This is a genomic window from Rhizobium sp. A22-96 (assembly GCF_053521805.1).
The window spans coordinates 1-10,436 of sequence record NZ_JBNWDQ010000001.1 but is presented as its reverse complement, the minus strand read 5'-3'; the positions used below and the strand labels follow the sequence as shown (position 1 = coordinate 10,436).

The 10,436-nt window shown below is 60.2% G+C and carries 10 protein-coding genes and 1 pseudogene; 4 read left to right on the top strand and 7 right to left on the bottom strand.

Going from position 1 to position 10,436, the window contains the following annotated elements; genetic code table 11:
- Positions 1–50: 50 nt before the first annotated feature.
- From ACQZ6F_RS00055 to ACQZ6F_RS00025, 7 genes are read right to left on the bottom strand one after another with little or no spacing between them, the layout of a single operon-like run.
- Positions 51–1,367 (bottom strand): M20 family metallopeptidase, encoded by a 1,317-nt coding sequence (locus ACQZ6F_RS00055; RefSeq protein ID WP_449095463.1) that lies wholly within the window; start codon positions 1,365–1,367, stop codon positions 51–53.
- A gap of 2 nt (positions 1,368–1,369) precedes the next feature.
- Positions 1,370–2,326: an ABC transporter permease gene (locus ACQZ6F_RS00050; protein ID WP_077467247.1), complete on the bottom strand. Its 957-nt coding sequence runs from the start codon at positions 2,324–2,326 to the stop codon at positions 1,370–1,372.
- Positions 2,323–3,300: an ABC transporter permease gene (locus tag ACQZ6F_RS00045; RefSeq protein ID WP_449095464.1), complete on the bottom strand. Its 978-nt coding sequence runs from the start codon at positions 3,298–3,300 to the stop codon at positions 2,323–2,325. Before ACQZ6F_RS00045 ends, ACQZ6F_RS00050 begins: the two co-directional genes overlap by 4 nt.
- A gap of 17 nt (positions 3,301–3,317) precedes the next feature.
- On the bottom strand, positions 3,318–4,304 hold the full coding sequence (locus ACQZ6F_RS00040) for an autoinducer 2 ABC transporter substrate-binding protein (protein ID WP_077467249.1): 987 nt from the start codon (positions 4,302–4,304) through the stop codon (positions 3,318–3,320).
- A 32-nt stretch (positions 4,305–4,336) separates the two neighbouring features.
- A complete protein-coding gene (locus ACQZ6F_RS00035; RefSeq protein WP_068391896.1) occupies positions 4,337–5,107 on the bottom strand; it encodes an ATP-binding cassette domain-containing protein in 771 nt (256 codons plus the stop codon).
- Positions 5,108–5,132: 25 nt separating this feature from the next.
- On the bottom strand, positions 5,133–5,900 hold the full coding sequence (locus ACQZ6F_RS00030; protein WP_449095465.1) for a glutamine amidotransferase: 768 nt from the start codon (positions 5,898–5,900) through the stop codon (positions 5,133–5,135).
- Between the two features lie 37 nt (positions 5,901–5,937).
- Complete coding sequence (locus ACQZ6F_RS00025) at positions 5,938–7,125, bottom strand: PfkB family carbohydrate kinase (protein ID WP_449095466.1); 1,188 nt, start codon at positions 7,123–7,125, stop codon at positions 5,938–5,940.
- Positions 7,126–7,454: 329 nt separating this feature from the next.
- On the opposite strand from ACQZ6F_RS00025, the gene mctS reads away from it, so the two are divergent.
- The 4 genes and pseudogenes from mctS to ACQZ6F_RS00005 all read left to right on the top strand — a co-directional run.
- Entirely contained in the window at positions 7,455–8,831 is a 1,377-nt protein-coding gene (gene mctS, locus ACQZ6F_RS00020; RefSeq protein WP_449095467.1) for a two-component system sensor histidine kinase MctS, read from the top strand.
- Complete coding sequence (gene mctR, locus ACQZ6F_RS00015) at positions 8,828–9,469, top strand: two-component system response regulator MctR (protein WP_449095468.1); 642 nt, start codon at positions 8,828–8,830, stop codon at positions 9,467–9,469. The genes mctS and mctR overlap by 4 nt, the downstream gene beginning before the upstream one ends.
- Before the next feature lie 270 nt (positions 9,470–9,739).
- The gene (locus tag ACQZ6F_RS00010) at positions 9,740–9,937 is read left to right on the top strand and encodes a DUF3311 domain-containing protein (protein ID WP_068391887.1); all 198 of its coding nucleotides are present in this window, start codon (positions 9,740–9,742) and stop codon (positions 9,935–9,937) included.
- Positions 9,927–10,436: pseudogene (locus ACQZ6F_RS00005) on the top strand (sodium:solute symporter); the annotation flags it as partial. The gene ACQZ6F_RS00010 and the pseudogene ACQZ6F_RS00005, both read left to right, overlap by 11 nt.

The window sequence follows — 10,436 nt, the reverse complement described above, 5'->3', positions numbered from 1 at the left end:
CGGAACTTGCATCAATCAAAATATCCGGGCCACATTACATGGACGCCCGGTCAGGCACACCATTTCTGCACGGCGAGTGCGATGGCCTTGGTGCAATCGACAAGGTCGCGAACCGATACGCGCTCGTTTGGCTGATGCGCCTGAGCGGGATCGCCCGGTCCGAAATTGACGGTCGGTGTATTGCCAAGAGAGGTCGGGAGCCCGATATCGCTGTGCGCGCCGAACCCGGAAAGCACGGGCGATAGATCGGCGGTTTCAACCGCCTCCTGAAGCAGTTGCACGAACGGATTATCGGCGGGCACCTCGGCGCAATCGGCATCGAGGATCCATTCGACCCGCGCCGGATGCTGGCGAAGATATGGATCTGCTTGGCAGATGTTGCGGACATGCTCCTCGATCTCTCGCTTCACATGACCGCCGAGACCGAACTCGTCCTTTTCACTCGGCAGATATTGCGCATCGATGATGATCTCAGCCTTGCCTGCCATGGACGATGGATGCTCGCCAGCCTTGAGCTGGGTGACGATGATCTGGTTCGGCAGGTCCATGAGTGGATGGTTCTTCTTCGGGTCGAACATCCAGCGGCGGTTGAGAATGTCGATGCCGTCAAGCATCTGGCGGCAAAGCTGCACCGCATCCACCGGGCCGCTCGTGTACCAGGAATTCGGCGTCAGCTCGGCGTGACCGCCGATCCCGTCAATGATGATCTTGCCCCACAGAATGCCGTGGCAGAGCGGAGCGATGCGGTTGGCCGTCGGCTCGGTCATGATGCCGGCATCCGCTCGGAAGCCGCGATCGACCATGGCAAGAGAACCCATGCCGCCGATCTCTTCATCGACCACCGTCGTGAAGACCACGTCGCCCTTCAGCGGAATATTCATCTCCTTCAGGATCTCGACTGCCATCAGCATGCAGGCGACCCCGCCCTTCATGTCGACGGTGCCGCGTCCATGCAGGAAACCGTCCTTGAGCACCGGGCCGAAAGGATCGGTCGTCCAATGCTCGGGCGCGCCGGGCGGCACGACATCGATGTGACCGGTCAGCATGAGGGAACGCCCGCCGCCGGTGCCCTTCAGCACACCGCCGAGATTCGGCCTTCCCTCAAAGGTCCTGCCTTTGTTTGCACCCGGGCGCCCCTCGTATTTGGCATAGAGCGCCGGACCATCCGGATCCCACAGATCAGTGGTAAAGCCGATGCTTTCGAGACGCTTTTGAAGATAGAGCTGGCAATCGCGCTCGCCGGGGCCGGCTTCCTTCGGGTTCGATTTGACGATCGACGGGAAAGAGACGAGATCGCTCAGCGTTGCGACGATGCGCTCATGTGCGGCCTCGACCCGTTCGGCAATCAGTTTTTCAATGGATGGCATGGTTATCTCCAGCGTTTCGAAAGGCGGTCTATCAACAGGACGGCGATCAGCAGCGCGCCGACGATGCCGACCTGCCAGACCGTATTGACGTTCAGTTGCAACAGGCCGGTTTTGAGAGTGATCAGCAGAATGACGGCGGCGAGAACGCCGCCAACTCCGCCGACGCCGCCGGTAATGGCGACGCCTCCGAGCATCACGGCCGTCAGGGATTCAAGTTCGAGGTTCTGCCCGATATTCGGCCGGGCGCTGCCGAGCCAGGCGATCGAGACGAGCCCGGCAAGGCCGGCCAAGGCGCCGCTGAGCGCATACATGGTGAGCCGGGCGCGATCGACCGGAATACCCACAAGCCGCGCAGAACGTTCGTTGTAGCCCATGGCGAAAATCCAGCATCCCCATGCCGTTCGCATCAGCAGCAGGGAACCGACGGCAAATACCGGAACGACAATGGTAATGAAGGGAACCGGCAAACCGAAGACCACTCCCCTTCCCCATGTCAGCAGCCAGGCGGGAACGCCGGATTGCGCGGCTCCACCCGTCAATGCGACGGCGAGGCCCGAGTAGATGAAGAGCGTCCCGAGTGTGGCGATCAAGGGGAGTATGGAGAGGCGCGTCACCAGCAGACCGTTGAAGGCGCCGAGCGCCGCTCCGGCAACGATGCAAACAAGCGGGATGGCAAGCACCGGCATGCCGCTCTTGACCGCAAGCATGGTGATGACCGCCGATAGCGACGCGATCCCGCCGACCGAGAGATCGATGCCCGCACCGCCGGCGAGTACGACCAAGCCCTGCCCCAGTGCCACAAGCGCCAGAATGGTCGAGAACTGGAGGATGGTGGTGACGGTTGCCTCGCCAAACATGGATGGCTTGAAGAACGCAAGCAGGATGACCACCGCGATCCAAAGGGCCGCCAATAGAAGCAGGATGCGAGAGGAACCGTTCATTGCTGGATTGCTGGTCATCCGCGCATCCACTTCGTCTTCAGTGCAACGAGTTGCGAGGTCGGCATCTCCAGTGCGAGGACGCCGATGAGAAGGGCGCCCGTCACCACCGGCTGCCAGAGCGAGGGCACGCCGACCAGCAGCAGGCCGTTCTGCAGAATTCTGAGAAGAATGACGCCAAGGGCCGTGCCGATGAGGCTGCAACGGCCGCCCATGATGCTGGTGCCGCCGAGGACGACGGCGGCGATTGCATCCAGCGCCAGTGTCGATCCGATCGCCATTTCCACATTGCGGTAGTTGGCGACGTAAAAGCTTGCGGCAAGCCCGGTCAGTGCGCCGCTGACGACGAAGGTCGCAAGACGTACCTTCGTCACCGGAACGCCGGACAGACGCGCCTTCTCCTCGGAATTGCCAATCGATAGAAGGTGCGGGCCGAAGGGCGTGCGCCGCAATGCTAGCCAAAGCGCGAGATAGACGATGGCGATGGCAATGGCAGCAACGGGGATGCCCAAGACCGTCGCTCCCAGGAGCCCTGTCAGGTTGGTCGGCAGGCCCGACAGCCACTGGCCGCCGAGCAATGCAAAGACCGCCGTTCGATAGACGCCGAAGAGACCGAGCGTTCCGACGATTGCCGGAATGCGCCCGATGACGACGACGCTGCCTGTGAGCAGACCGAGTGCCGCGCCGATGGCCGGCCCCAACAATGCCGCGGGCAACGCGCCCCAACCCGCGAGCAAGGCATTCGCAACCCCGATTGCGGCAAGACCCATGACAATGCCGATGGAGACATCGATGCCGCCCATGGCAAGCAGCAGGGTCATGCCGAGACCGACGAGCATCAATTCGATGCTGTTACGGATGATGGTATCAATATTGCCCATTGTCGCAAAAAAGGGCGATGCGACGGTGAAGACGAGCGCGGCGAGAATGATTGCGCTGAATAGCGCCCATTCACGTCCGCCCATGGCTAAGAAGTGTGGACTAGACCGTCGCATTGCCTGATCATCCACGTTCAGAAGTTGAACTTGTCGACATTGTCGGCAGTGAAGATCGCTGGAGGTCCGAGCAGCAGGATGCCCTTGGCTGCGTCGTAAGTGACGGGAGCAGCAAAGCCCGGAACCGTATTCTCAGCCGCAAAGGCCTTGCCGTCGATCAGCTGCTTGCCAGCCCAAACAGTCAGATAGCCGAGTTGCGCCGGATCCCACAGAACCGTGAAGCCGAAGGCGCCGCTTTTCAGGTAGGCGCGTGCGGTATTCGGGCTGCAATAGCCGGTTCCGATAACGGTGCCGATCTTGCCCGCCGTCTCGATGGCCTGCGCCACGCCAGGGCATGTCGAGGAGGCAACCGCGATGATCGCCTTGAGATCGGGGTTGGCCGTCATGAGGTCACCGGCAATCTGGCCGGCGCGCTGTGCGGTGCCGCCGGCATATTGCGGCTCGAGCAGCTTGAGCTTGGGATATTTGGCAGCGGCACGCTGCTTCATGAAGCCGATCCAGGCGTTGAGGTTTGACGCCGTAGCCTCACCGGAAACGATCCCGATCTTGGCGTCGTCTCCGACCCGCTTGACCAGTTCATCGATGATGGCACCGCCGAGGCCTTCATCGGTCGCCTGTGCGACATAGACGGCACGGCCGCTATCGGGAGCATCGCTGTCGCTGGTGAACAACTTGACGCCCTTCGCCTTGGCCGCCTCGACGACGGGCGCGATGGAGGACGCGTCGAGCACGCTGACGGAAACCGCATTGACGCCCTGATCGATCAGGTTCTGTACGATCTGGAGTTGGTCGACGGGGTTCGTATCGACGGGACCGGAGTAGATGAAATCCACGCCGAGGTCGTTAGCGGCGCGCTTGCCGCCTTCTTCCATGGCGTTGAAATAGGGAATGCCGATCAGCTGGGGCACGAACGCAACTTTAGGCTTGTCCTGAGCGACAGCCGCCGATGCGAGAGCCAAGCCTAGTGATGATGCTATGAATGCCTTCTTGAATTGATTGAACATTTTATGATCCTCTGGAGATTGAACGCGCTTTTTTATTTATTGTTTTCAAGCGCCCGCACGTCGGGATGAGCGCCTGTTATGAGGGAGACGATTTCTTCGGGTGTCGTTTCGAGCCGCCGTCTTTCGGCGACCTTGCGGCCCCGGCGGAAGACGACCATGCGGTCGGCGACCTCGAAGACGTCGGCAATGTTGTGGCTGATCAGCACGACAGCGCAGCCGCGCTCGGCAAGCCGCCGCGTCAGTGACAGCACCTTGCGTGTCTCGGCAACGGCGAGTGCCGCTGTCGGCTCATCCATGATGACAAGCCTGGCATTGAGATTGAGGGCGCGGCAGATGGCGACCGCCTGGCGCTGACCACCGGACAGACTGCCGACCGGTGCCTCCGGATCGGAAATATGGGCCTCAAGCTCGTGCAGGAGGGCATCGACGCGCTCGCGCATTTCCGTCCGCCGCAGAAAAGGGATGCCGAGTACGGATCGCTTCAATTCGCGGCCGAGGAAGACATTTTCGGCAATCGACAGATTCTCCGATAGAGCAAGCTCCTGGAAAATCGTGGCAATACCGGAGCTTGCCGCATCCTTTGGAGATGAGAAGTTGACCGGCTGCCCCTCGACGAGAAGCTCGCCGTCGCTCTGGGCATGGGCGCCGGCCAGGATCTTAACGAAAGTGGATTTGCCGGCGCCGTTGTCGCCGAGCAGAGCCAGGACTTCGCCGCTGTTGATATCGAGATCGACGCCGGTCAGCGCCGCCAGTGCGCCGAAGCGCTTGCTGATGCCGTTTGCCCGCAGGAATGGCTGTGTCATTGTCGATCCCCTTGCTTGGTGGGCCTCATGCAGCATGGCTGACCCACCGCAGGATGTTCTTCCAGAGAGTGGCGTAGCCCGGCCAGGCGACGAATTCGTTCGGCAGCCAATGCGGCCCGATATCCGAGGTCCAGGCGACCGTGCGGCCCTTGCCGTATCCGCCGGTCACGAGCAACGGATGGCCACCCTCGGCTTCAGGCAGCGCGGCAAGAACTTCGACGCCAGGTTGCTGTTTGACGACGACCTCATTGGCGCCGAGAAGCAGCGGCCATTCGCCGTCTATACCGGCCAGAATTGGATGCTTCTGCTTGATGTCAGCCCGAAATCCCTCCGGAATCTCAAGCCGATCGTCATAGGGCAGGCAGGTCACGGGCAACGCTTCTTCGACCGGCGTTCGGCGCCAACGCGCCTTCCCGTCGATGCCCTGGAAACTGAAATACCCGCCGGCCATCACCAGGCCGCCGCCCGCTGCCGTCCAATCGCGAATAATCTTCAGTCGGTTTGCCACGGGCTTGCCGTGCAGCCAGACGGCCGGCGGCAGAAGCAGGGAATTCGCGCCGATATCCGAGAGGATGATGGCTTGATAGGCGGACAGTTCCTCCAGCGAAAACGGAAATTTCTCCACCGTGTCATGTGCAGTCATGTAGGTGATGTCGAATTCGCCGCCCTGGAGTGCCGCAACCAGCGGCTCTGCGCCGAGGTGGAAGGTGACGCTGCCAAATTGATCGAAGCCCTTGTAGTGAGTGGCCGAGCTCACCCAACTCTCTCCAACCAGCAGAACCTTAATCGTCATCATTATCTCCTTGCGTAATTTCGGTTGGACATGACGGTCACATCCGGACCGCGGTTTTTACTTCGATCGATGGCAGCAGGGCCTTGATCTCGTTAGCACTCGCCGGCCGTCCCTGCGCGCCTTCGGCCGTTGTTGTCAGGCTGGCGCCGATCGCGGCGTGGCGCGCGGCGTCGGCAAGCGACTTGCCGTGCAGCCAGAGGCTTAGGAATATCCCCGCAAAGGCGTCGCCGGCCCCCGTGGCATCGACCCGCGTCACCGGCAGTGCCGGAACCTCAATGGTCGTGCCGCCGCCTTTCTTGAAGACGACAGCCCCGAATTCGCCAAGCGTCAGCACAACGTCGCCACGCATCTTGATCCGTTTGAGAATATGTTCCGCTTCATCCAGCATGGATGCCAGCGGCGTGCGTATGCCGAAAACTTCGCGAAACGTCTCATCATTGATGAAGGTCAGATCGACTTGCCCGATAAGATCGGCAAAGGCTGCCGGCGTCCGCGAGCCGGCGGGAAGCCCGGCGGTGTGCAGGCTCACCTTCCAGCCAGCGGCATGAAACCGGGCGATCGAAGGGATCATCCGTTCGTAGTGAAAGCCTTCAATGTGAACGCAGGAGCGGACATTGGCCGGAGCGATCTCCATATTTTCGGTCAAGTCGATCTCGCTCAGCTCGAATGTCTCGTGGATGATCGTCCTGCTGCCATTGGCCTCGATGATCACGATCGCCCGCGGCAGGCGGTTCTTGATCGGCCGGCGAATGGGGAGAACATTGACGTTACGCGCCAGCAATTCGGCCAGCGCCCATTCGCTGTCCCCGTCATCTCCGATTGCCGTCGCAAGGTCGATCTGAAGCTCGTAAGGGGCGCCGACGCCAGCGGCGGCAACGGCCAGATTGGCGGCGGGGCCGCCAAGCGCCTTGTTGATGTGCTCGGCCGCCACGCGATCGTCCCGATGGGGAAGAACGGGGACGCGGCAGAGATAATCGAGGCAAATATGGCCGACGACGAGCAGCCGCGGATTGCCCTCCTTTGCCTGAACCGTCTTTGCTGACAGCATCGGCAAGGAACGGGCAAATACGCTCGGGCGATAAGCGAGCTTCTGTATGGCTGCCTGGATCCGCTCGGCCGTCTCGGCTTTGACGGGAACCGTTTCGTTCAGGAAATTGGACACGGTTCCGACGGAGACACCGGCGGCGCGCGCTACATCTGCAATTGTCGGACGTCCCTTTTTCATGGCTTCCCGATCCATTGAAACGCTTCAAATGCTATGGAGCCATCAGGGGTACGTCAAAGAAATCGAAATCTAATTTTAACCTGCATTTCGCTTGCAAAGGCAAGAATTGCCGATTTTCAGAAGAAAATTGACTACGCCGGGCGGAAATTGAATTTCCTTCAATTGATCGTAAAGCACACATCAGGTCGCCGTCAGCTCTCAAGGTGGACTCCGAGAGGGGTCTATGCCCGATGGTCATTGACACTTATGGATGTGCACAGCTGAGAAGCCGTTGAATTCGTATCCAACACGCGCCATGGTTCCGCGTCGGTTCTTGGGAGGAGCAATCGTTGACACTACGCAACCAGATTATTGCGCTCGCGCTTGCGCCTCTCGTGATTTCGATCCTGGCAATCACCGCCTTCATTACCTGGCAATCGATCACCCTCACCAAGAGCAATATCGAGACCTTCGAGCAGAACATGCTGAAGGCGAAGGAAAAGGAAATCGTCAACCTTACAAATCTCGCAGTGTCGGCCATTCAGGCGACCTATCGGGATGCAGCGCCGGACGACCAGGCTGCGAAGGACAAGGTTGCCGCGATCCTGACATCCCTTGACTACGGCCCGGACGGATACTTCTTCGTCTACGATTATGATGGGAACAACATCGTTCATCCGCGCGAGAAATTTCGCAACGGACGCAATTGGCTCGATTTGACCGACCCTGACGGTGACAAGGTCATCGCGGAGCTCATCAAAACAGCGAAGGCTGGCGGAGGCTTGCACCAGTACAAATGGGAGAAGCCTTCCACCGGTCGTGTCGCCGATAAGCTCTCATTCGCTGTCGGCCTTGACAAATGGCACTGGGTTGTTGGAACCGGCGTCTATCTGGACGATATTTTCATCCAGACCGCGGCTGCCAATTCCGCCATGCGAGCCAACATAAGAGGAACCTTCATCGTCGTCACACTCATTGCCGTTCCTGCCGTTCTGGTCGTTTTCACGACCTGCATGCTGCTGACTTTCCGCGAGCGACGCATGGCCGACGGCCGGCTCAAGGAGCTGACACAAAGGGTGATCGATACGCAGGAGGAGGAGCGCGCACGTCTTGCCCGTGAATTGCATGACGGCGTGTCGCAGAACCTCCTCGGCGTGCGCTATGTCATGGATCTTGCCAACCGCAAGGTACGAAACCAGGTCGATGACGCCGCCACGACCATCGAGAAGGGGATAGATACCTTGAACAGCGCGATCAAGGACATCAGGCGACTTTCGCATGATCTCCGTCCTCGCGTGCTCGATGATCTCGGTCTGACGGCAGCACTCACGGCGCTCGCGAACAATTTCGCCGAGCGAACCGGGATCGCAACCGAGATCGAGACTTCGGGCTTCATCAGTATGTTGAAGCCTGAGGCGAGCACGGCACTCTACCGTGTCGCTCAGGAGGCCCTGAATAACGTAGAACGCCATTCCGGCGCGACGCGTCTCACGATCAAGCTCTGGAGCGATCGGGGACGCGCACGCCTGCGAATTTCGGACAACGGCATTGGTTTTGACGGCACTGAGGACAGCAAGGGCGGGCTCGGGCTCCGGAACATGCAGGAACGGATGGCGCATTTCCGCGGCCTGCTTCTCGTTCAAAGTACGGCCGATGGCACGACACTTATTGCGATGCTGCCGAAATCGGCCAATGCCTCGCCAAGAGCAAGGGTGGACGCAGCATGAAAAGAGACAGGATCAGCGTTCTGCTGATCGACAATCATCCCGTGGTGCTGGACGGACTGAAAGCCGTGCTGGAGACCTTCGATCATATCGAGGTGGTGGGTACGGCAGGCCTTGCGCAAACCGGCCTGGAGGTTGCCCGACGGACGCTGCCACAAGTGACCTTGATGGATATCAACATGCCGAAGCTCAGCGGCATTGATGCGATCGAACTCTTTCGCCGCGAGGTTCCGCAGACGCGGATCGTGATGCTGTCCATGCATGACAGCCGCGAATATATTTCTTCATCGATCATGCACGGCGCAGTCGGATATATTCTCAAGGACGTGTCGACCGACGAAGTCGTCTGCGCCATCGAAACCGTGGCTGGCGGCGGGACTTATTTTTCATCCGGCGTGCGCGACATATTGATAGCGGACCAGATCCAAAAGGAAGCCGACCCGCTGACGGCGCGCGAACGCCACATCCTGGGTTTGATCGTCATAGGCCGTAGCAACCGCGAGATCGCCGAAGAACTCGGAATTACACCCGCAACGGCCGAAACGCATCGCAAGAATCTGAAGAAGAAGCTCGGCATCGCGACCACAGCCGGTCTGATCCGCTACGCTCTTGACCACGGGATCGCGGCGGGAGCGGCCTAACGTCCGTCTACCCACTTCTGGGTAGGCCCGCGCACTTCGCATCTACATGCATCTTGTTCGGGCAGCAGGCTCGCCGTAGGACATTGTCAGCGGCTGGCCTTCGGCGGGCCGTTGGGAGGAATTCACATTCGTCAGTCTGTTTCCGCATAGCCAAAGCTTCTTGGTTTACGCCAATGAATGCGCGCTGCGATCGCGGACTGACGCGCGCCACCTTCCACTCTGACAACTGCAACATGGTGGCGCGGACACGCCGCCTGAGAGGTATCGGATATGGACAAACGCTTTGGGACGGCGGCCTGCTGGCTGCTGGTGATACCGTATATAGGCTTGCTCTGGGTGCCGTTTTACAACAGCCACGATCCGGTCTTGCTGGGCTTTCCGTTCTTCTACTGGTACCAGCTCGCCTGGGTGCCGATCACCGCGTTCCTGACCTGGATCGCCTATCGGAGCATGCGCCATGATGACTGAGATCGATCCGACAGCACTGGCCGTCTTCATCTTCTTCCTGGCGCTCGTCACCGTCATGGGCTTCGTTGCCGCCCGCTGGCGCCGGCCGAAGACGCTCGCCCATATCGACGAATGGGGTCTCGGCGGCCGCACCTTCGGCACCTGGATCACCTGGTTCCTCGTCGGCGGCGATTTCTACACCGCCTATACCGTCATCGCCGTCCCCGCTTTGGTCTATACCGTCGGCGCCTATGGCTTCTTCGCGCTGCCCTATACGATCGTCGTCTATCCCTTCGTCTTCATGGTCATGCCGCTTCTGTGGCGGCGCGCCAAGGATCACGGCTATGTCACGGCCGGCGATATCGTCCATGGCCAATATGGCTCACGGTCGCTCGAACTGGCGGTGGCATTGACAGGCGTCATCGCCACCATGCCCTATATCGCCCTGCAGCTCGTCGGCATGACGGCGGTGTTCAAGGCGCTGGGGCTGCATGGTGAGCTGCCGCTTGCCGTCGCCTTC

Bases quoted from the DNA above. Each gene is read 5' to 3' on its own strand.
- ACQZ6F_RS00055 (WP_449095463.1), bottom strand. From the start codon at position 1,367: ATGCCATCCATTGAAAAACTGATTGCCGAACGGGTCGAGGCCGCACAT.
- ACQZ6F_RS00050 (WP_077467247.1), bottom strand. From the start codon at position 2,326: ATGACCAGCAATCCAGCAATGAACGGTTCCTCTCGCATCCTGCTTCTA.
- ACQZ6F_RS00045 (WP_449095464.1), bottom strand. From the start codon at position 3,300: ATGCGACGGTCTAGTCCACACTTCTTAGCCATGGGCGGACGTGAATGG.
- ACQZ6F_RS00040 (WP_077467249.1), bottom strand. From the start codon at position 4,304: ATGTTCAATCAATTCAAGAAGGCATTCATAGCATCATCACTAGGCTTG.
- ACQZ6F_RS00035 (WP_068391896.1), bottom strand. From the start codon at position 5,107: ATGACACAGCCATTCCTGCGGGCAAACGGCATCAGCAAGCGCTTCGGC.
- ACQZ6F_RS00030 (WP_449095465.1), bottom strand. From the start codon at position 5,900: ATGACGATTAAGGTTCTGCTGGTTGGAGAGAGTTGGGTGAGCTCGGCC.
- ACQZ6F_RS00025 (WP_449095466.1), bottom strand. From the start codon at position 7,125: ATGAAAAAGGGACGTCCGACAATTGCAGATGTAGCGCGCGCCGCCGGT.
- mctR (WP_449095468.1), top strand. From the start codon at position 8,828: ATGAAAAGAGACAGGATCAGCGTTCTGCTGATCGACAATCATCCCGTG.
- ACQZ6F_RS00010 (WP_068391887.1), top strand. From the start codon at position 9,740: ATGGACAAACGCTTTGGGACGGCGGCCTGCTGGCTGCTGGTGATACCG.